The sequence below is a fragment of the Mediterraneibacter flintii genome (assembly GCF_055387595.1).
In genome coordinates, this window is sequence record NZ_AP031405.1 from 1,517,128 (window position 1) to 1,538,731 (window position 21,604).

The window sequence follows — 21,604 nt, forward strand, 5'->3', positions numbered from 1 at the left end:
AAAAGATATGCGTATCATTGTTGGGGTTACGGGAGCTACAGGTGTGGAGATGAGTTACTATCTGGTAAAAGCGTTAAAAAATATTTCAGATTGTGAAGTGGATTTAATCTTAAGTGAGAGCGCAAAAGTAACATGGGAAATGGAAAGTCAGATTCCAATGGAAGAACTTCTGAAACTGGCAGACCATGTCCATGATGCGTATAATCTGGCGGCATCTGTGTCCAGTGGTTCTGTTATGACAGATGGAATGATTATCATGCCATGCAGTATGAAAACATTGGCTGGAATTGCCACAGGATACGCAGAAAATCTGATTGTGCGCGCAGCGGATGTGTGTATGAAAGAAGGACGCAAGGTAGTGTTGGTTCCAAGAGAAATGCCGCTGGGGAAAGTGCATATTAGAAACTTAAAGGAGGCGGCGGAGCTAGGCTGCGTGATTGTGCCGCCGGTATTGACATTTTATAATCATCCACAGACCATTGAGGATATGATTCATCATATTGTGGGAAAAGTATTAATGCAATTTGGGATTGTGCATGATAAATTTATCTCATGGACAGGGGTGGAAGAATGTTAAAAGAAAAATTGTTTCACGGCTATGAAATTCAATGTGATGTAATTCAAATGGGAAAAGACTATACGATAGCGTTATATGGCGGTGAACAGCCACATGTAGGCTGTGTAGTGATGACAACTGCCAGACCCAGTTTAAGTGGAACTGGTATTGGTGTGACATCTTCTGTGATTTCCAGTGTGGGGCATAAGGAGGAGATTGTGGCCCGAAGGTTTGCGGAAAGACTGGCGAAAGAGAAGAATTGTACAGTTGTTTGTTCCTGTGGAATCCATATAGATAATATTACATCGGAGCAGATTGATATTGTTCAGGAAAAATGTGAAAAATTAATAGACAGAATACTAGCAGAAGGGGCTGCCGCACTAAATACATAGTGCGGCGGCCTCTACAACTGTATCCTCAAAATTCTAAGGCAGATCGACAAAGATTTTTGCAGCAGCTTTATAGCTCAGTAATATGCTCCTTTTAGCTGTTTTAAGCAGAAGGGGACCTTCATATTTACCGCTTTTTTCTAGTGTGATTTTCATGCCGATATAAATTCCTTCCTCCTGAAGATAATCCATCAGCTCTGTTTCCTCCGTTATTTTGCGGATATGGGAGGTCTCTCCTTCTGTAAGACTGCTTAAGGGGCGAAGGCGGCGTACTGTGGGAACGCCGTCTGCAGGAGGAATGAAGGAGCCATGAGGGCAGAAAACAGGATGCTGCAAATATGCATCCAGGCGGCAGGCAAGTCTTTTTGAAGTACAGTGTTCCAGAAGATGTGCTTCTTCATGTGCTTCACTCCAGGTATAGTGAAGATATTCCGTCAGAAATACCTCCCACAGCCGGTGGGAACGGGTAACAGAAAGTGCAAGCTCCATACCAGACGGCGTGAGACGGCTTCCTTTGTAGGCGATATAGTCAATATACCCCTCTTTATAGAGTCGATTGACCATTTCACTGACAGAGGGAGAGGACACGTGGAGTGTCTGTGCAAGCTCTTTGTTTGTTACTCTGTCTTGCTTTTCTCCCAAATAATATAATGCTTTTAAATAGTCTTCTCTGCCTCCTGTCATAGTAGAGCCTCCTCCTGTTACATAAAAGAATAGATGATACAAAAAACCAAAACGAGCAGTATAGCGATAAGTATTGGTTTTTTCTGCTTTAGTACTTTTTTTGCCTTCAACCTGACACTCCTTTTTGATTCGAATTTAGGTATACCTAATATTAAGTTTATTATATACGAAAATATAAAAGTATGCAATTGGAAATATAGAGTTGACAAAATAAGAAACAAGCGTATAATAAGTATCGGGTAAAAAAGTTTATTAAGAAACCATTTTTATATAAACCGTTTTTTGATAAACGAAAAGGAGGGGCAAAATGTATATAAATACAGAATATTGGGTTCGGATACGAAAAATTATGAAGCTGTATGAAGAAATGTTAAAGAGCGTCGCTCTCCATTATGGACTTACTACAATAGAGACAGACATTATCAGTTTCCTACAGCATAATCCTGGGAAAGATACGGCAGTGGATATTGTGGAATTCCGCATGTTGTCAAAGGGCTGTGTTTCTAAGGCTGTGGAGTCTTTGATTCAGAAAGGGCTGCTTAGGCGGCAGCAGGATGAGAAGGACAGGCGGAAGATACATCTGAAAATACTGAAAAAATGCGAGCCGGTTATGGAAAGCATAGAAAGCGTACAGGAAAAATACTGGCATACAGTATTTAAGGGATTTACAGCAGAAGAAAAGGCAATGTATTTTCAGTATAACAGCAGAATTTCACAAAATGTACAGGAAGCAATAGAAGGGAGCACAGACAGATGAATAAAGAAAAAGATTTTCTGGAAAAGGAACCGGTAGGAAAGCTGCTTTTTAAGCTTGCCTTTCCCACTGTTGCAGCACAGCTGATCAATATGCTATACAATATTGTGGACCGTATATATATCGGACATATTCCTGACATTGGGGCAATGGCACTGACAGGGGTGGGCGTATGCATGCCGTTGATTATGATTGTGGCTGCTTTTGCCTCTCTAGTCGGATATGGCGGTTCTCCGAGGGCTTCGATTTTTATGGGAAAGAAAGAACCAAAGGAAGCAGAGCATATATTGGGAAATTGCTTTAGCCTCCAAGTTATGATTTCCATTCTTCTGACCATCATTTTGTTTCTGTGGAACCGTGAATTTTTGATGGCATTTGGAGCCAGTGAAAATACGATCGAGTATGCAGTCAGTTATATGAATATCTATGCCCTCGGCACAATTTTTGTACAGCTTACACTTGGGATGAATGCGTTTATTACTGCGCAGGGATTTGCAAAAACAGGAATGCTTTCTGTTCTTATCGGTGCGGTTGCAAATATTATTTTAGACCCTGTATTTATCTTTGTTTTCAATATGGGAGTGCGCGGAGCTGCACTGGCTACCATTTTGTCGCAGGCACTTTCCTGTATATGGGTACTGCATTTCCTGTTTGGAGAGAAGACATTTTTGAAAATAAAGAAAGAAAATTTAAGGTTAAAAAGTAAAGTAATTCTGCCTTGTCTTGCCCTGGGTATTTCTACGTTTATTATGCAGGCAAGTGAGAGTATTATTTCTGTCTGCTTTAATTCATCTTTGCTGAAATATGGGGGAGACATTGCTGTTGGAGCGATGACGATCCTAACCAGTGTAATGCAGTTTGCCATGCTGCCCTTGCAGGGATTAGGACAGGGCGCGCAGCCAATCATCAGTTATAATTACGGGGCCCGCAATACAGGGAGAGTGAAGGCGGCGTTCTGGCTGCTTTTAAAGGTCAGTCTGTGTTATGCAGGGGTTCTGTGGTTGAGCGTAATGCTATTTCCACAGGGATTTGCAGCGATGTTTACATCAGATGCAGAGTTGATGGAATTTACAAAGACTGCGCTTCGAATTTATATGGCTGTGATGTTTATGTTTGGAATTCAGATGGCATGCCAGATGACCTTTAATTCACTTGGAAAGGCGAAAGAATCTATTTTGGTGGCAGTTATGAGAAAATTTGTCCTGTTGATCCCTCTGATCTACATTATGCCTGCTCTGTGGAGGTCTAACCAGACATTTGCCGTATATATGGCAGAGCCTGTGGCAGACGCGATTGCCGTTACTTTCACTGCAATACTCTTTACGGTGCAGTTCAAAAAGGCGCTGGCAGCAATAGCGGAAAATGGAAATGAAAGAATAAATGAAAAAAGATAGTTTGGAAAAAGAGAATCTTGACAAAAGTAACTTAAAATGATATATTGTAAACGGTGTTAGCTAATACTGTTCGCTTAAGGAGAAAGTGGACTATGCCAAAAGACAAAACAAAAACACATGAAAAAATTATTCCGGCAGCGAAAGCAGAATTTATGGAAAAAGGATTCGAGCAGGCATCTATGCGTTCTATTGCAGAACGCGTCGGCATGAGCGCGGCAGGGCTTTACAGACATTTCAAAGATAAGGAGGATTTGTTTGCAGCGCTGGTAAAACCGGCGCTGGATGCCTGTGAGAAGTGGTACCAGGAGCATAAGGCAAAGGATTATGAACTGCTGGAGGAAGGAAAACTGGATATGATGTGGGAGAGTGGGGCGGATATAGAGATGATACGCAATGTAGTCTATCCTAATTTTGATGCGTTTAAGCTGTTAATCTGTCGGGCAGAAGGAACAAAATATGCAGATTTTCTGCATGATCTTGTTATGCTGGAGCAAAAGGAAACACTTGCTTTTATAGAATGTGTAAAGGCAAAGCAGATTCCTGTAAAAGAGATACGGCCTGAGGAATTACATCTTCTGCTCACTGCTTATGTCAGAGCTTTATTCGAGGTGGTAGTCCATGATTTTCCTGAAAAAGAAGCGGAGCACTATTTAAGTACCTTCCAGGAATTTTTCTGTTCTGGTTGGAGAGCTGTTTTGGGGTTTTAATGCCCCTGTTTTTATAACTGTTAGTTAGTTTTAACTAACTATTATCCGAGGAGGTATCTGATGTGAAGGAAAAGAGTGTGAAAGATAAGCAGGAAAACCCGATCCAAGTGTTGTTTGGATTCGCGGGAGAAGAAAAAGGCAAAATGACATTGTCAGTTATACTTGCAATTTTGGGGGAGCTGTGCGGAATGCTTCCGTTTCTGGCAGCAGCGATGTTGGCAAATGAGGCTTTTTCAGATACAGCGAATATAAGGAGTGCCTGCTTCTGGGCAGGGGGAGCAGCGCTTGGAATCATATTGAGGACATTTCTTTGCACGAAATCATCTGCAAGAAGCCACAAAATTGCATTTACTATTTTAAGGAATATACGGAGGGAGATTGCAGATAAAATGCGCAGGGTTCCGATGGGAGTCATGCTGGAGACGCCATCTGGAGCGTATAAGACTTTACTGGTTGACAATGTGGGAAAATTAGAAGATTCTATTGCCCATGTAGTACCAGAGGCACCATCACAGATAGCGGCCCCTGCAGCGTGTCTGGTTTTGATTTTTCTGTTAGACTGGCGGATGGGGCTTGCGTCTCTGGTGACGATCCCGCTGTCGATCCCGTTCATAATCGGCATGATGCAGGGGTATTCGGAAAAGATGGCGACTTATCTAAAAGCAGGAAATGAGATGAATGCAGCCCTGGTCGAATATGTAGGCGGAATTCAGGTGATTAAGGCATTCGGAAGATCTGGGGTGTCCTTTGGTAAATTTTCGGATGCAGTGAATTTTTTCCATGACAGTACACTCGCATGGTGGCGGCAGTGTTGGTTATGGATGGCGGCGGTGAAGGCAGTGATTCCTTCTACTTTGCTTGGCAGCCTTCCTATTGGGGCATGGCTTTATATGCAGGAGAAAATTACACTGCCGGTGTTTATCGCGTGTATTGTGATTCCGATAGGATTTATCGCCCCTTTGATGAAGCTTGCATTTGGCGGTGAACAGCTTACAACAATTGCGGCAAATCTAAAACCAATCCGTGAATTTCTGGCGATTCCAGAACAGAGTCGCCCAGAAAAATGGGTAGAACTGGATGGAAGTGCGTATGTATTTGAGGAGGTTTCTTTTGCTTATAATAGTACAAAGGAAGTCTTACATAAAATATCATTTCAGACGGAATCGGGGACAATGACTGCGATTGTGGGGCCGTCCGGTTCAGGAAAATCTACAATCGCAAAACTCATGGCAGGATTCTGGGATGCTTCGCAAGGCCATGTCCGGTATGGGGGCAGAGATATTCGGGACATTCCGTTTGAGCAGATGATGCAGGAGATCAGCTATGTAGCACAGGATAACTTTTTGTTTGACACATCGATTAGAGAAAATATTCGTATGGGAAATCCAAATGCCACAGACAGGGAAGTAGAGGAGGCGGCAAAGGCAGCAAACTGTCATGGATTTATCAGCCGGCTTCCCGACGGGTATGACACAATGGCAGGAGATGCCGGAGACCGACTGTCAGGAGGGGAGCGTCAGCGTATCACAATTGCACGTGCCATGCTGAAAAAATCAGCAGTTGTCATTTTAGATGAGGCGACGGCATTCGCAGATCCGGAAAGTGAAGCACAGATTCAGGAGGCAGTGGGCCGGTTGGTAAAAGGAAAGACACTGATTGTCGTGGCGCACCGTTTATCGACGATTCAAAACGCAGACAAGATTCTGGTGGTAGATGATGGGCAGATAAAGGCCTGCGGAACACAAGAAGAACTTATCGCGTCATGTAAGTTATACAAAACAATGTGGGAACGACATATCGGAGCGTTAGACAAAGCAGAGGAAGGAAGTGATAAGGTATGCTAAATATGATAAAACGGATTCTGCACATTTCAGGCAGATATAAGTCTAAGATTTTACTTGGAATCTTCTTTAATTTTTTAAAAAGTGTATCTATGGCAATGATGCTGCTTGCCATCTATTTGATTGTGGAACATATAGATACTTTGACGCCGAAGATTATCTTCACTTCACTTGGCGTTCTGCTTGCCAGCATTATAGGACGTTTTTTGTTCCAATGGCTGATGGATATTTCGATGAGTGCGAAAGGATTTGACATGTTCAGAGATTATAGGCTGGCGATTGGAGAGAGAATGAGAAAAGCGCCGATGGGCTATTTTTCAGAGCAGAGACTGGGAAGCATCCAGACAGTGCTGACATCTACAGTTGTGGAGCTAGAGCAGTATTCCATGCTGGCAATTACCGATCTGACCGGAGGGGTACTGATGACGCTTGTGGTGATGGTGTTTTTCTTGTTTTTTAATCCGATATTTGCATGGATTACTCTGGCAGGATTATGTGTGGGAATGGGAATGCTTCATGTGATCCAGAAAGCGGCAACAAAGCATACACCGTATGTTTTGGCGGCACAGGAGAACATGACAGTTCAGGCACTGGAATATATTCGGGGGATTGCTGTGCTGCGGGCTTTTTCTCAGGCAGAGGGAAGTGAAAGTGCGGTTTATGAGTCCTTTGACAGGAAAAGACAGGCAGATTTAGATCAGGAGTATGCATCCCTTCCGCTTCTAAAGGTCTATCAGGCAGTCTATAAGATAACAGGCTGTATCCTCATGTTTACAGCGGTGCTCTGCTATTTGGCGCAGAGTATTTCCCTTTCGTATTGTCTGTTGTTCATTGTGAGTGCGTTTATCGTTTATTCGGAGATGGAACAGATGGGGGACGGAGCCTTTCTTGCAAGAAAAATAACAACAGAGTTAAACCGCCTGGAAGCTGTGACAGATATGCCTGAAATGGATAAGACAGAAAAGGAACTGACACTAAAGAATTTTGATATTGAGTTAAAGGATGTTTCGTTTGGCTATGACCAGAGACGCGTTATAGAGCATGTGTCTGTCAAGATTCCGCAGGGCTCCTCCTGCGCCATTGTAGGCCCATCCGGATCCGGCAAGACAACATTGTGCAACTTAATTGCAAGATTCTGGGATGTACAGGAGGGAGAAATACGTATCGGAGGGGAAAATGTAAAAGACTATACAGCAGACAGTCTGATGAAATATGTCAGCATGGTGTTCCAAAATGTATATTTATTCAATGATACTATCGAAAATAATATTCGGTTTGGCAATCCTGGCGCAGATCACAGGCAAATAGTAGAAGCGGCAAAGAGGGCACAGTGCCATGAATTTATTATGGCGCTGCCCAAAGGATATGACACAATGGTGGGGGAAGGAGGTTCCACTCTGTCTGGAGGAGAAAAACAGCGTATATCTATTGCGAGGGCGATCTTAAAGGATGCCCCGATTATCATTTTGGATGAGGCGACCTCCAGTGTAGATCCAGAGAATGAACATGAGCTGCTTCTTGCTTTTTTGGAGCTGACAAAAGGCAAGACACTTCTTACCATTGCCCACCGTCTGACGACAGTGCGGGATGCGGATCAGATCCTGGTAATCGATGAAGGAAAGCTTAAGCAAAAGGGAAAACATGCAGAGCTGATGGAAGAAGAAGGAATCTACAGGCGGTTCTGGAAACAGCGGGAAAGGGCAATAGGATGGAGACTTTAAGCAAGTCTCCATCCTATTGCTTCCTCTCTGGCGTGCAGGAAATCTTTGTAAAGTCCTGGAACCAAAGATAACTCGGCATGTGTCCCCTGTTGTACAATATGCCCATTATTAAGAACAAGTATCTGATCTGCATGCTTTACTGTTTTGAGGCGATGGGCGATCATAATAATGGTCTTATTATGGGTCAGCGCCTCAATAGCCCTTTGCAGATCTGCCTCGTTTTCCGGATCTACACTTGCGGTAGCTTCATCCAGAAGAATGATAGGAGCATCCTTTAACATGGCACGTGCGATGGAGATTCTCTGTTTTTCCCCTCCAGAGAGTGTGCCGCCGCCTTCACCGACGACTGTGTCATAGCCGTCCGGCAGGTTCAGGATAAAATTGTGGCAGCAGGCTTTTTTTGCTGCTTCAACGACTTCCTCGTGCGTGGCATCAGGTTTTCCGAATTTGATGTTGTTTTCAATTGTGTCCTGGAACAGATAGACATTTTGAAATACCATAGAAATATTTTTCATCAGGCTGTCTAGTTTATATTCCTTTACGTCATGTCCTCCTATAGTAATCGTTCCGCCCTCTACGTCCCAAAATCTGGAAATTAAACTGCAAAGAGTTGTTTTTCCGCCGCCGGAGGGGCCGACAATGGCAGTGGTAGTGTTGGCAGGGATTGTGAAAGAGACACGATCCAGGATTTTCTTTTCCCCATAGGAAAATTCTACATTGTCGAATACGATTGAACCGTCCGCAGGCCGGATATTGGCGCCGTCTATATCCATGACAGGTGTTTCATCTACGGAATTTGCTTTGTCCATAGAAGCATCCATCATCTGCAGCATAGCCGACATATTTCCGGCATTTTCCAGCTCTTTATAAATCATAAAAGAGGCAATCAGCATCAGCATACAGCGGGAGAGAGTCATGCTTTTATCCAGGTAAAAAAGCAGTGCGGCAATGACAAGGAGGACGGAAAATACTCTGACTACAAATTGCTGCAGCGCCATCCAGGGTACTATAGTGTATTCTACATTTAGCGCTTTTTTACTGCTGTCTTCTATGGCTTTTTTGACGGATTGGTGTTTATCCTTTTGTAGTCCGAATGCCTTGACAACGCTCATTCCCTGGAGGTATTCAAGGACTGCTTCTACCAGAGATTCCTGTGCATGCTGCCGTGCGGGGCCTGCTGCGGCAGAGTGCTTTTGGGAAAGCTCGGTGGCAACGAGATAGAGCAGGAGGCCGGCAAGGGCAATCAGACCCATACGGTAATCCGAGCCCAAGAGCATAAGGAGAAGCGCAAAAGTATTTAAAAACCCGCCCAGAATCATAACAAGACAGCGAGCTGCAGAATTTTCGACATCTGTCAGAGTCGTTGTGACTACAGCAGTAATATTTCCCAGGCTGTTTTTATTGAAATATCCCATCGGTATATAGCGCAGTCTGTCTCCAATATGGATTCGTTTGTCAGCTACCATAAAGTAGCCGGTCTCTGTCTGCTGATTCGTAGAAAAATAGGATGTAATATCTTTTCCAATAATAGATACCAGCATAATCCCAAGAGAAATCCAGAGTATGGAAATCTGCTTTTCTCCTGCAATCAAGGCATCCAGTACTACCATCAGAGCAAGAAACTGCAGGGCGGAGAAAACAGCGCCTATAAACGAAATAAAAATAGATCGGATCAACAAGCCTTTTCGCTTTCCGGAAAATGCAAATATTTTTTTAATTACACGAATCATAATGTGTCCCTCCTTCATTTAAGCCGCGTCTTTTGCATCTATATGAGATTTCCACATCTGGGCATACAAAGGACAGGTGGAAAGTAAGGTTTCTTGTCTGCCCTGGGCGGCAATTGCTCCGTCTTTTATGACGACAATATTGTCCGCGTCTGAAATGGTGGAAAGGCGATGGGCGATGACAATCAATGTTTTGTCTTTGACAAGAGCAGAGAGCGCCTTCTGGATGGCCGCTTCATTTTCAGGGTCAATGCTTGCAGTTGCTTCATCCAGTATGACAACAGGTGCGTTTTTCAGCATAGCGCGGGCGATGGAGATACGTTGTTTTTCCCCTCCGGAGAGATGACCTCCGCCTCCGCCGCAGATCGTATCGTAGCCTTGCGGAAGCTGCCGGATGAACGCGTCGCAGCCGGCGTCTTTTGCGGCCTGCTCTACTTCTGCATCGCTGGCATTGAGCCGCCCTATGCGGATATTTTCGCGGACAGAAGTGTTGAACAAGTAATTGTCCTGTGAAACATAAGCAATCTGTGAATTTAACTGGTTAAGAGGAATGTTCCGCAAATCTACGCCTCCAAGCGTAATAGACCCCTTTGTGACATCCCAGAAGCCGGCAATCAATTTGGCAATGGTAGATTTGCCGGAACCGGACGGACCTACCAGTGCTGTAACGGTTCCCGGGTAAATGTGCAGATCAATCTGGTGTAGAACTTCATTCTGCTGGCTTCCATAGGAGAAAGAGACTTCAGAGAATGTGATTTCATGTCCAGTTAAAACAGCAGGCTTGGCAGGACGAGACAATTCCTCTGCATGTAAAATTGCAGCGATTTCCTGTGTGTTTGTTCCGACAACGGCGAGATCGTCTACAAACGACATGGCGGCAATAATCGGACCGGTCAGCCCAAGAGAAAGTACAATAATTGTCAGGAAATCGGCTATTTCCAGACTGCCGTTTATCCAAAGCAGGAAACCGGTGGGAAGGATAGTCACAAGCACTGCGGGGATAACAGCAGTCCAGCCGGCCATATATTTCTGACTATCCTTCATCCAGTTTACATAATATCCGGCGTTATAATTGACGGCATCCGCGTATTTTTTATAAGAACCTGCGGATTGACTGAATGCCTTGACCACCTGTATTCCGCCGACGTACTCTACGATTGCATTTGCCATATTACGTCCCGCCTTGACTGCGCCTTCCCAACGTTTTGCATAAGTTTTCGCACTTCCCATTGCAATGCAGATTCCAATTACCAGGGTTACGATAGAGGCAAGCGCCATTCTCCAGTCGAGAACAAACAGGTAGATGAAAATAGCGACAGGCACCAGAATATTGGAGGTCATTTCAGGGATAAGATGTGCCAGTGTCGGTTCCATTCCTTCTACCCGATCTACGATAGTAGTTTTATACTGTCCGGAAGGGGTGTCGAGAATCGTTCCCATAGGTACGCGGGACAGCTTATCTACCAGGTTTTTACGCAGGTCTTTCAAAGTATGATATGTGGCAGTGTGCGACAAAGCAGTAGAGAGACTGGAGAAAAGAACTTTGCCCAGGTAACCGGCAAAGGCTGTGATGCACCAGGGAAGATAGGCAGAAAATTCTACACTGTTATTCAACAGCAGATGAATAATCTCTGCAATACAGAAATAAGGCAGTATACTTGAAGCCACGCCCAGGATTGCAAGTATCACAGAGCCGATGAAGCCGCTGCGGTAAGCGTGCGCCCATCCCCACAGGACGGGCCAGGATGAAAATTTTTTGTTTTCGTCCATATCAGACATCTCCTTTTTACAAATTTGTTATAGCTTTACTGTCAATAGTTAGAAAATACTAACTTTTTGGTGAAAGAAAAGGGATTCTCAATGTTTCAAATCCCTAAAATTTTAAACCATCCGGCAGAATAAAAATCCCGCAGACTTAACATGTACCCATAAGCCTTCTCACGCGGCATACCATGACGGACTGTTTCAAACATACCAGAAAAAAGTGCGCTGGAAACGATATGTATCAGTTCTACATCTATCTGTTGGACTTTCATGCCAGCCTGTTTCATTTTGTCAATCAGAAGCAGACTGGCATCTACCTCGATTTGAATCAGTGTATCAATGTAACCGGCATACCGAGTTCCTTCTGAACAACAGGTGATTAGTTTAAAGGCGTCAAAATGATTATAAATATGTTCCATCATCCACATCTGCCCATCATCAGATACCTCGGGAAGATTTTTAAGTTCCTCCTCTAGAGAAAGAGAGGCGAATGCCTGCTGTGTTTTTCGGTATCTGCTTTCTAATTCCTGCGCCGGTTTCTCCACCAGAGCGTCAAACAGGGCTTCTTTATCCGTATAGTATTTATAGATCGCTCCGGTTGTGGCGTTTGCGCCTTTGGCAATTTCCCGCAATTGTGCCCGAATATAGCCGTTTGCAAGAAATTCTTTTTTTGCGGCAGAGAGGATATCCATTTTTAGTTTTTCGTTTTGTAGTCTCATGTCTCCTCCTAAAAATAACAAAGTTATTTAATAACAATGTTATTTTAAGTGAAGAGGAAGCGTTTGTCAATAGCAATGAGAAAAAATATCAAATGAAAAAAATAATAGGAATTATTATTGACAAGAAAAGGAAAATTGTTTATATTGAACACATAAAGTTAGAAATAACTAACTGTTGAAAAAGGAGGAAGATTTTATGTCAATGATAAACAAAGAGATTAAGGATTTTTCTGTACAGGCGTACTTAAATGATGCATTTACGACAGTGACAAAAGAAGATATTCTTGGAAAATGGAGTGTTTTCTTTTTCTATCCGGCGGACTTTACTTTTGTATGCCCGACAGAGCTGGAGGATTTAGCAAACAAATATGAGGAATTTAAAGCGGCAGGCTGTGAGATCTACTCTGTATCCTGTGATACGCACTACGTTCACAAAGCATGGCATGACGCTTCAGAGAGAATTCAGAAAATACAGTACCCAATGCTTGCAGATCCAACCCATGCACTGGCGGAGGATTTTGAAGTATATATTGAGGCAGACGGTGTCGCGGAACGGGGAAGCTTTATTGTAAACCCTGAGGGAAAGATTGTCGCGTATGAAGTAATTGCCGGAAATGTAGGCCGCAATGCAGATGAGCTCTACAGACGGGTACAGGCGTGTCAGTTTGTCGCAGAGCATGGAGACGAGGTTTGCCCGGCAAAATGGCAGCCAGGAGCTGAGACACTGAAACCGAGCCTTGATTTGGTAGGACAATTGTAAGTATCTCTAAAAAGGAGAATCGTATGGATAGAAAGCAGATAAATGACAGCAACCGAGACAGGCTGTATGATGTGGTTGTTGCCGGCGGCGGCCCTGCGGGGCTGACCGCCGCGCTCTATCTTGCCAGGGCGCGTTACAGGGTATTGGTAGTAGAGAAAGAACATTTTGGCGGTCAGATAACGATTACTTCTGAGGTTGTGAATTTTCCGGGTGTGGAGACGACAAGTGGGACAAAGCTGACAGATACAATGCGCAGACAGGCACAAAAGTTTGGCGCAGAGTTTTTGCTTGCAGAAATAGAAAAGCTGGATATGGACGGAGAAATAAAAGTGATTCATACCAGCAGAGGGAAACTGTATAGTTTTGGCGTGCTGCTCGCGACAGGAGCGCACCCGAGAATGGTGGGCTTCGCCGGAGAGGAAGAATTCAGAGGGCATGGTGTCGCATATTGTGCTACCTGCGACGGAGAGTTTTTTACGGGGAAAGATGTATTTGTTGTAGGCGGTGGATTTGCGGCGGCAGAAGAGAGTGTTTTTTTGACAAAATACGCAAGACAGGTTACTGTTTTAATCCGCGGTGAAGATTTTACTTGCGCGAAAGCGGTAGCAGATGCCGCCCGCAACCATGAAAAAATCAAAGTACTGACGAATGTCCAGGTGGAGGAAGTGTCAGGAGATTCCGCCTTGAGATTACTTCGTTACCGGAATACAAAGACAGGAGAGAAAACAGAATATATGCCACCTGAGGGAGAAACCTTCGGCGTGTTTGTATTTGCAGGATATGAACCTGCGACCGGACTGATAAAAGGAATCGCAAAATTAAATGAACAAGGATATGTGGAAACAGACAGAAATCAGAAAACCAATGTGGACGGTTTGTATGCCGCAGGAGACGTATGTGTAAAAAGTCTAAGACAGGTTGTAACGGCGGCCGGTGACGGGGCAGCAGCGGCTACGGAATTGGAAAAGTATGCGCGGGCTATGCAGGAAAAAACAGGACTGCATCCTGTTATGCCTGCGGCAAGGGAAGAAAAGACAACCTCCGGCACAGAAAAACAGGGAGAGAAAACCGCAGGAGATGCTTTGTTCTCAGAAGATATTCTGGCGCAGCTTACGGCAGTGTTCTCTAAGATGGCGCAGCCGCTTAAACTGAAGCTGTATTTAGATGAGCGACCGGTTTCAGAAGAATTAAAGCAGTACATGAGCGCTTTAGCTGACAAGACAGAGAAATTGATCCTTGAAACGGAGATGTCTCCGGACGAAGAAAAAGGAGAGCGTCCCTGTGTGCGGATTCTGAAGGTAAACGGAGAGGATACAGGGCTTGCCTTTCATGGAGTCCCGGGAGGACATGAGTTTACATCTTTTATACTGGGGCTTTACAATGCGTCCGGGCCAGGACAGGCTTTGGAAGAAGATGTGGAAAAAGAAATCCAGTCCATACAAAGCGATGTGCATATGAAAATACTGGTGTCACTGTCCTGTACAATGTGTCCGGAGCTGGTTACGGCGGCCCAGAGGATCGCTTCTGCAAGTCCGCATGTGACGGCTGATGTATATGATTTGAATCATTTTGAAGATTTAAAGGAAAAATATAAGGTTATGAGTGTGCCATGCCTTGTTTTAAATGACACAAAGGTTTCTTTTGGAAAGAAGAATATCAGACAGCTGTTGGAATTGATAAACGATCTTCCAGAAGAATAAAAGAAAGCATAAAGAAAAAATCACCTTCATATGTTGGATACGGAGGTGATTTTTTGATTTATATTGTAAATGCGGGGGATACAGTGTCTTCGATTGCACGAAAAACAGATGTTCCAGTGTGGAAAATTGTATATGATAATGAGTTGACAGACAGAGAACAGCTTGTACCGGGGCAGGCGTTGCTTGTTGTACCGTCGGGCGGGGAAGCAGGCGAAAGAGGGCGTCTGTCTGTGTCAGGATATGCATATCCGTTTATTGAACCCTACATTTTAGAACAATCTTATATTGCACTGAATGAATTACTTATTTTTTCCTATGGTTTTACTTTTGAGGGAGAGCTGGTTCCGCCGCGTCAGGATGATTTGTGGATGATAGAATCTGCATGGAAAAATGGAATTTCCCCGATGCTTGTTCTGACGCCGTTTTCAGGGGGAGGTTTTAATAATCAGCTTATCAAGGTAATCGTAGAAAACGAAGAGATACAGAAAAAAGTAATGGAAGAGCTGCTTTTTGTTGTGGAGGACAGAGGGTATGCAGGGGTTAGTGTGGATTTTGAATATATTCTTCCGGAAAATAAGATACAGTATGCTGTCTTTATGGGAAGGTTAAAGGAACTGATGAATGAAAATGGATATAAGGCGTCTGTGGCGGTAGCTCCAAAGACAAGCGCAGAACAGAAAGGGCTTCTCTATGAAGGGATGGACTACAGGCTGCTGGGTGAAAATGCAGATTCGGTTTTTTTGATGACCTATGAATGGGGATACACATATGGCCCTCCTATGGCAGTGGCGCCTATCAACAAGGTACGAGAAGTAGTAGAGTATGCAGTGACAGAAATTCCGGCCCAAAAGTTGGTTATGGGAATTCCAAACTATGGGTATGACTGGCAGCTTCCTTATGAAAGAGGCATCACAAGGGCGATTACAATCGGAAATGAGGAGGCGGTGTCCATTGCTGTAGAGAATGGGGCTTCCATTCAGTTTTCAGATAGTTCTATGAGTCCCTGGTTTACTTATCAAAAGGCAGGGATGACACACGAAGTATGGTTTGAGGATGTAAGAAGCATACAGGCAAAATTAAAGCTGGCAGAAGAATATGGACTGTCCGGAGTCGGCTACTGGAATCTGATGCGTCCATTTCGGGCGAACTGGCTTCTGCTTGGGAAGTTTTAAATAAGGGAGTAGTTTTATTTCAAGAGTGTGCTATACTGATGATAGTATATATGACTTGGAACCGCATTGTCTCGTACACCGACGGCGCCATGTGGAAAATACAGAGATAAAAGAGAGGGAGAGAAGGATACGGGATATGGAAAAAAAGCCTCTTGTAATATTTAGTTTTACAAAGACAGGAAGCAGAAAAAGCAGGGAAATCATAGAAAGTCTTTCTGAATATGAAGGAATATGTAAAGGATACACACTTTCTAAATATGCAGACAAAGAAATGCTGAATACACTGCCATCTGATTTGGGGCAATGGATAGGGGCGCGATGGGGAGAAGCTGTCTTTCTATTTATCGGGGCGACAGGAATCGCAGTGCGTATGATCGCTCCCTGGGTGCGGGATAAATATACAGATTCTGCGGTTTTAGTGATGGATGAAAAGGGACGATATATTATCCCTCTTCTTTCCGGACATATAGGAAATGCAGTGGAGATAGCAAAGTGTATCGCTTCCTGTACGGGGGCGGAGCCTGTGCTTACGACAGCGACGGACGTGCAGGGAAAGTTTGCGGTAGATGTATTCGCATGTAAAAATCAACTGTACCTCTCGAACAGAGAATTGGCAAAAGCAGTGTCTGCGGCGGTATTAGAAGGCAGAAGGATTGGGTTTTACAGCGCATATCCATGGGAGGGAAGGCTGCCGGAGGAGCTGGCGCTGTGTGAGAGTATAGATGAGATGAGAGAGAAATGGGAGCTGGGAGTCGCAGTAACCGGAGAAACAAAAGAGGATCTTGCCGCTTACAAAGGCATCCTCTTTCTGCCGCCGAAGAATATCATCGCGGGAATTGGATGCCGTAAGGGCATTCGGCAAAGCGCATTAGAGGAACAGATACGCTGCGTGTGTAAAGAGCAGGGGATCTGGCCGGAGAGAATACGGGCTGTAGCAAGTATTGACTTAAAGAAGGAAGAAAAGGGAATCCAGGAATTTGCCCGAAAATATCGAATCCCCTTTTATACTTATACAGCAAAGGAGCTTCAGTCGGTGCCGCTTCTAAAAGAAGGCTCTGCATTTGTAAAACAGGTGACAGGGGTGGACAATGTCTGTGAACGGGCAGCGCTGTTTGCCTGTCCTGACGGCAAAATACTTTTGCCAAAGCAAAAACGGGATAAAATGACGATTGCACTCGTGGAACAGGCAGCAGAGCTGCGATTTTAAAGAGGAAAGAACAAGAGATATGAAGAAGATATTACTATTTGCCGGAACGACGGAGGGAAGGCTGCTCGCTTCAAAAGCAGGTGAATTGTGTCTGGACTGTTATGTCAGTACGGCGACAGAATATGGAAAAGAAATTTTAAGAGATATAAAGGGTGTGCAGGTTTTAAGCGGGAGAATGGAAGAAGCAGAGATTGTAAAGTTCATCCGTATGGAAGAGATAGAGCTGGTGATCGACGCCACACATCCGTTTGCCTGTGCCGTCACAGAAAATATACGGAAGGCATGTGAAGAGACACGATGTGAATATCTGCGGTGCCTGCGCCAAAGAGAACAGACAAGCGGTACAGACGGAAAGAAAAAGGTATTTTGTGATGTGCGGACAGCGGTAGAGTTTTTGAAACATACCGATGGGAATATACTGATTGCGACAGGCGGAAAAGAATTAAAAGAATATACGAAAATTCCCGGGTATGAAAAGCGGTGCTATGCGCGTGTGCTCTCTACGCTGGCTTCTGTAGAGCAGGCGACAGCACTGGGATTTGAGGGGAAGCATTTGATTGCTATGCAGGGCCCATTTTCAAAGGAGTTGAATACAGCATTGCTCCATCAAATACAGGCAAAATATTTTGTGACAAAGGAATCGGGGCAGGCAGGCGGCTTTGCAGAGAAAGTTAAGGCGGCGAAGGAGACAGGCGCGCTGCTTGTAGTGATTGCAAGACCGCAGGAGAAAGGAAAAAGTCTGGAAGAGGTGCTGCGTTATTTAGAGACATGGAAAGACAGTTTCATTGGAAGATAGGAGGGAATATATGCAGTATATCAGTTACTATAAATCGCCGTGCGGAGAAATTCTTTTGGCGGCGGATGAAAAGGGATTGACAGGGCTGTGGTTTGAAAATCAGAAGTATTACGCACATTCGCTGGAACCAGAACGAGAGGAAAAAGAGATTCCTGTTTTAGAAGAGGCAAAACGCTGGCTTTCCATTTACTTTTCCGGCAGGGAACCAGAATTTATGCCGCCTGTGCATATGACAGGAACTCCTTTTCAGCTTGCAGTGTGGGAGATATTAAGACAGATTCCCTATGGAAAAACAATTACTTACGGGGAAATCGCACAGAAGATTGCACAGCAAAGAGGGGTAACGCATATGTCCGCGCAGGCTGTGGGAGGTGCGGTAGGGCACAATAAGATTTCCATTGTAATTCCCTGCCACCGCGTGGTAGGAACAAACGGGAGTTTGACAGGATACGCAGGAGGGATAAACAGAAAGATAAAATTACTGACCTTGGAGAAGGCAGATATGAAGTCCTTCTTTGTACCCCAAAAAGGAACGGCGCTGTAAAAGCAAAAATGCCGCAGGCTTTACTTGCCTGTTTGTATATGATAAAATAAAACAGATTTTAAATGCAAGGGAAACATCCTTTACAAACTATAATTGGCATACATTTAAAAGAATGTCCGCGTAGTTATGCGGACGGAGGAAGACAGGTGAGAATCCTGCACAATACCCGTTGCTGTAATAGCTTAGCGGTGTTCCACAGTGCCACTGTAACAAGGTTATGGGAAGGCGGAGCATCCGTGCCGGAGGCTTAAGTCAGAAGATTCACTTTTAAATGCATTAGATGGTTACGGGGATATAATCGGGTATGTGCCGCAGTTTTTTTTCTGTGGCTGCCTGGCTGTTTTAAGAATGGGCAGTCTATAGGTCTGGCTGTCCTGCGTGCAAAAAGCTGATTTTTGCGCAGGCTTGTCCGTCTGCCGGTTCTGGCAGCAGTATTTCCAGTTTATGACAATCGTTATATGTAGAGAAAATGAGGAAGAAAAAGGAGATATAGAAAAATGGATGGAAAGAAAGCGATATTAGTTGTCAGCTTTGGAACCAGCTATCTTGACACGTTGGAAAAAACGATCGGGGCGATTGAAAGAAGGATTGCCGGAGCCTATCCGGATTATAAGGTTTACCGCGCCTTTACAAGCCAGATGATTATAAACAAATTAAAAAGAACGGAAAATCTGCAGGTGGATACTGTAGGAGAAGCATTAAAAAGGATGGCGGCAGAAGGGATAGAAAGAGTGATTGTACAGCCGACCCATGTGATCAACGGGATTGAGAATGACAGGATGATGGAGGACTTGATGGAATATATGGATAAATTCCGCAAGATCAGTGTCGGAAAGCCTATGTTAAGCAGTGTGGATGATTATAAAAAGGCAATCCATGCAGTGATGGCGCAGACAGAATTAAAGGAAGAGGAAATGCTTGTTTTGATGGGGCATGGGACAGATCACCACGCAAATGCCGCCTATCCTACGTTAGAGTATACCTTTCACGCGCTGGGCTATCAGCAGGTTCTTGTGGGGACAGTAGAAAGCTTTCCAGAATTAAAAAATGTCATGGACAAGCTGCGCATCTCCGGAAAGAAAAAAGTGCTTTTGATGCCCTTTATGATTGTGGCAGGGGATCATGCACAGAATGATATGGCAGGGGAAGAAGATTCCTGGATGAGCGCGCTTACAGAAGACGGATATGAGGTTCGTGCGGCTGTTCGCGGACTGGGAGAAATGGAAGGAATTCAAAATCTGTTTTTAGAGCATATTGAAGAGGTATTGTAAACGTGACAGTAGAAATCGGACGTACAAAAGAGGGGCTGCGGTTTGGATATACCACAGGAAGCTGCGCTGCCGCCGCTGCAAAAGCGGCGGTTTTTATGCTGCTTACCGGTACGGAGATCCGGCAGGTGAAATTGATGACGCCAAAAGGAATTCTGTTATATCTGGATGTAGAAAGTATTGTGAGGACAGAAGCTTTTGTAAAGTGCGCAGTTAGGAAGTACAGCGGAGACGATCCCGACGTGACGGATGGAATTCTGGTATTCGCCAAAGTAGAAAAGGTAAAGACGGCGGGAATTTTTCTGGAGGGCGGAGAAGGGGTCGGCAGAGTGACGAGAAAAGGACTGGAACAAAGTATCGGTGAAGCTGCAATCAACAAGGTTCCGCGCGAAATGATTGTAAAAGCGGCGCAGGAAATGTGCAGGGAGATGGAGTATACAGGAGGTATACAAATTGTAATTTCCATACCCGAAGGAAAAGCGCTTGCCAGTCGTACCTTCAACCCGAGGCTGGGGATTGAAGGGGGGATTTCTGTTCTGGGGACAAGTGGGATTGTGGAGCCTATGAGTGAAAAGGCGCTGACAGATACCATCTATCTGGAAATGAAGGTATTAAGAGAAAACGGACACAAAATGTGCTATCTGGTGCCAGGAAATTACGGCAGTGATTTTCTAAGAGAAGAACTTGGCTATGATGGGGAATTGGCAGTGAAATGCAGTAATTATATTGGGGAAGCCCTGGATGATGCGCTTCATCTTCAAATGGAGGCAGTGCTTCTCATTGGACATATCGGGAAATTGGTAAAGCTTGCAGCGGGGGTAATGAATACCCATTCCCGCCAGGCGGACTGCCGAATGGAGGTCTTTGCATCCCATGCGGCTGTAAAAGGTGCGGACAGGGGGTGTGTGCAGCGGATAATGGGATGTGCGGTAACGGCAGAAGCACTCGGATATTTAAAGGAGGCTGGAATACTGAAAAGTGTGATGGAATCTATAATGGAGAGGATAGCCTTTCACTTAGGGCAAAGATGCCAGAACAGATTACAGGCAGAGGCGATTGTGTTTTCTAAAGAAGAGGGGATTCTGGGGAAAACGAAAGGTGCGCAGGCTCTGTTAGAACAGATAAAAGGAGAAGGAACATGAGTGGAACATTTTTTTGTGTCGGCGTCGGGCCGGGAGATCCAGAGCTTTTGACATGGAAGGCAATAAGCGTGATAGAACAGGCAGACGTGCTTGTTATCCCTGTGTCAGATAAGAGCTTGGAAGAACCGGTTTATACAGATAAAACGGATGTAACTATGCAAAAATATCTTGTACAATGTATGGCATACCAGATTGTAAAGGAAAAGCTTCCTGGTCTTAGAGAAAAAGAAAAATTGTACCTTCCTATGCCGATGATAAAGGATAAAGAAAGGTTAAAACAGATACATGACAAGGACACAGCGATACTTTTGCATATACTCGATCGGGAAAAGACAGCCGCGTTTATTACGCTGGGAGATCCGAGTGTCTACTCCACCTGTCTGTACATACAGAAACGAGTAAAGAAAAAAGGCTATCCGACAGAATTAGTTCCCGGGGTACCATCTTTTTGTGCAGCTGCCGCAAGGCTGAATAAAGGGCTGGCGGAAAATAAGGAACAGATACATATCATTCCGGCGTCATACGGCGTGGAGGAGGCACTTTGCCTTCCTGGAACGAAAGTTTTGATGAAGGCAGGGAGGAAAATGCCGGAAGTAAAACAAGCAGTAAAAAGATGTGGCATGGAGATGGAAATGGTAGAAAACTGCGGCATGAAAGGGGAGAGAATCTACACAGATATAGAGGAGATTCCCGATGAGGCAGGTTACTACTCTCTGCTGATCATCAAGGAGAAAAAGGGATAAAAACAGACACGTTTAA

20 protein-coding genes and 1 riboswitch are annotated in these 21,604 nt (G+C 44.5%); of the genes, 16 read left to right on the plus strand and 4 right to left on the minus strand.

Translation table 11 applies throughout. The features are described from left to right. The first annotated feature begins 7 nt into the window (after positions 1-7). Positions 8-577, plus strand: a complete 570-nt coding sequence (locus ACZ5C4_RS07180) for a UbiX family flavin prenyltransferase (RefSeq protein WP_464520391.1) — start codon at positions 8-10, stop codon at positions 575-577. Further along, the gene (lpdD, locus tag ACZ5C4_RS07185; protein WP_464520392.1) at positions 571-948 is read left to right on the plus strand and encodes a prenylated flavin chaperone LpdD; all 378 of its coding nucleotides are present in this window, start codon (positions 571-573) and stop codon (positions 946-948) included. The genes ACZ5C4_RS07180 and lpdD overlap by 7 nt, the downstream gene beginning before the upstream one ends. Before the next feature lie 33 nt (positions 949-981). On the opposite strand, the gene ACZ5C4_RS07190 is transcribed toward lpdD, so the two are convergent. Then, positions 982-1,629 carry a metal-dependent transcriptional regulator gene (locus ACZ5C4_RS07190; RefSeq protein WP_464520393.1) on the minus strand — a complete coding sequence of 216 codons (648 nt, stop codon included), beginning with the start codon at positions 1,627-1,629 and terminating at the stop codon, positions 982-984. Between the two features lie 307 nt (positions 1,630-1,936). On the opposite strand from ACZ5C4_RS07190, the gene ACZ5C4_RS07195 reads away from it, so the two are divergent. From ACZ5C4_RS07195 to ACZ5C4_RS07215, 5 genes are all read left to right on the plus strand, one after another. Further along, positions 1,937-2,386, plus strand: coding sequence for a MarR family winged helix-turn-helix transcriptional regulator (locus ACZ5C4_RS07195; protein WP_464520394.1), 450 nt, complete (start codon positions 1,937-1,939; stop codon positions 2,384-2,386). Beyond that, positions 2,383-3,777, plus strand: coding sequence for an MATE family efflux transporter (locus ACZ5C4_RS07200; protein WP_464520395.1), 1,395 nt, complete (start codon positions 2,383-2,385; stop codon positions 3,775-3,777). Before ACZ5C4_RS07195 ends, ACZ5C4_RS07200 begins: the two co-directional genes overlap by 4 nt. A gap of 92 nt (positions 3,778-3,869) precedes the next feature. After that, the gene (locus tag ACZ5C4_RS07205) at positions 3,870-4,484 is read left to right on the plus strand and encodes a TetR/AcrR family transcriptional regulator (RefSeq protein WP_464520396.1); all 615 of its coding nucleotides are present in this window, start codon (positions 3,870-3,872) and stop codon (positions 4,482-4,484) included. Positions 4,485-4,561: 77 nt separating this feature from the next. After that, positions 4,562-6,328, plus strand: coding sequence for an ABC transporter ATP-binding protein (locus tag ACZ5C4_RS07210; RefSeq protein WP_464522315.1), 1,767 nt, complete (start codon positions 4,562-4,564; stop codon positions 6,326-6,328). Further along, positions 6,322-8,046 carry an ABC transporter ATP-binding protein gene (locus ACZ5C4_RS07215; RefSeq protein ID WP_464520397.1) on the plus strand — a complete coding sequence of 575 codons (1,725 nt, stop codon included), beginning with the start codon at positions 6,322-6,324 and terminating at the stop codon, positions 8,044-8,046. The genes ACZ5C4_RS07210 and ACZ5C4_RS07215 overlap by 7 nt, the downstream gene beginning before the upstream one ends. On the opposite strand, the gene ACZ5C4_RS07220 is transcribed toward ACZ5C4_RS07215, so the two are convergent. The 3 genes from ACZ5C4_RS07220 to ACZ5C4_RS07230 form a co-directional block, all read right to left on the minus strand. Further along, positions 8,043-9,776 carry an ABC transporter ATP-binding protein gene (locus tag ACZ5C4_RS07220; RefSeq protein ID WP_464520398.1) on the minus strand — a complete coding sequence of 578 codons (1,734 nt, stop codon included), beginning with the start codon at positions 9,774-9,776 and terminating at the stop codon, positions 8,043-8,045. The genes ACZ5C4_RS07215 and ACZ5C4_RS07220 overlap by 4 nt on opposite strands. 18 nt (positions 9,777-9,794) lie before the next feature. After that, entirely contained in the window at positions 9,795-11,543 is a 1,749-nt protein-coding gene (locus ACZ5C4_RS07225; protein WP_464520399.1) for an ABC transporter ATP-binding protein, read from the minus strand. A 95-nt stretch (positions 11,544-11,638) separates the two neighbouring features. Continuing rightward, positions 11,639-12,256 (minus strand): TetR/AcrR family transcriptional regulator, encoded by a 618-nt coding sequence (locus ACZ5C4_RS07230; RefSeq protein ID WP_464520400.1) that lies wholly within the window; start codon positions 12,254-12,256, stop codon positions 11,639-11,641. Between the two features lie 196 nt (positions 12,257-12,452). Between ACZ5C4_RS07230 and ahpC the strand changes: the two genes are divergently transcribed. The 9 genes from ahpC to cobI all read left to right on the plus strand — a co-directional run bounded on the left by ahpC (position 12,453) and on the right by cobI (position 21,588). Beyond that, positions 12,453-13,016: an alkyl hydroperoxide reductase subunit C gene (ahpC, locus tag ACZ5C4_RS07235; RefSeq protein WP_464520401.1), complete on the plus strand. Its 564-nt coding sequence runs from the start codon at positions 12,453-12,455 to the stop codon at positions 13,014-13,016. Between the two features lie 23 nt (positions 13,017-13,039). Continuing rightward, the gene (locus ACZ5C4_RS07240; RefSeq protein WP_464520402.1) at positions 13,040-14,716 is read left to right on the plus strand and encodes an FAD-dependent oxidoreductase; all 1,677 of its coding nucleotides are present in this window, start codon (positions 13,040-13,042) and stop codon (positions 14,714-14,716) included. 53 nt (positions 14,717-14,769) lie between these two features. After that, complete coding sequence (locus ACZ5C4_RS07245; RefSeq protein ID WP_464520403.1) at positions 14,770-15,888, plus strand: glycosyl hydrolase family 18 protein; 1,119 nt, start codon at positions 14,770-14,772, stop codon at positions 15,886-15,888. A 136-nt stretch (positions 15,889-16,024) separates the two neighbouring features. Then, entirely contained in the window at positions 16,025-17,095 is a 1,071-nt protein-coding gene (locus ACZ5C4_RS07250) for a cobalt-precorrin 5A hydrolase (RefSeq protein ID WP_464520404.1), read from the plus strand. A gap of 19 nt (positions 17,096-17,114) precedes the next feature. After that, complete coding sequence (gene cobK, locus ACZ5C4_RS07255) at positions 17,115-17,891, plus strand: precorrin-6A reductase (RefSeq protein ID WP_464520405.1); 777 nt, start codon at positions 17,115-17,117, stop codon at positions 17,889-17,891. A 10-nt stretch (positions 17,892-17,901) separates the two neighbouring features. Continuing rightward, positions 17,902-18,435 (plus strand): methylated-DNA--[protein]-cysteine S-methyltransferase, encoded by a 534-nt coding sequence (locus ACZ5C4_RS07260; RefSeq protein ID WP_464520406.1) that lies wholly within the window; start codon positions 17,902-17,904, stop codon positions 18,433-18,435. A 91-nt stretch (positions 18,436-18,526) separates the two neighbouring features. Beyond that, positions 18,527-18,718: riboswitch (cobalamin riboswitch) on the plus strand. 214 nt (positions 18,719-18,932) lie between these two features. Further along, positions 18,933-19,706 carry a sirohydrochlorin cobaltochelatase gene (locus ACZ5C4_RS07265; RefSeq protein WP_464520407.1) on the plus strand — a complete coding sequence of 258 codons (774 nt, stop codon included), beginning with the start codon at positions 18,933-18,935 and terminating at the stop codon, positions 19,704-19,706. Positions 19,707-19,708: 2 nt separating this feature from the next. Next, positions 19,709-20,845, plus strand: coding sequence for a cobalt-precorrin-5B (C(1))-methyltransferase CbiD (gene cbiD / locus ACZ5C4_RS07270; protein ID WP_464520408.1), 1,137 nt, complete (start codon positions 19,709-19,711; stop codon positions 20,843-20,845). Continuing rightward, positions 20,842-21,588 carry a precorrin-2 C(20)-methyltransferase gene (gene cobI, locus ACZ5C4_RS07275; RefSeq protein WP_464520409.1) on the plus strand — a complete coding sequence of 249 codons (747 nt, stop codon included), beginning with the start codon at positions 20,842-20,844 and terminating at the stop codon, positions 21,586-21,588. Before cbiD ends, cobI begins: the two co-directional genes overlap by 4 nt. The last annotated feature ends 16 nt before the right edge of the window (positions 21,589-21,604 follow it).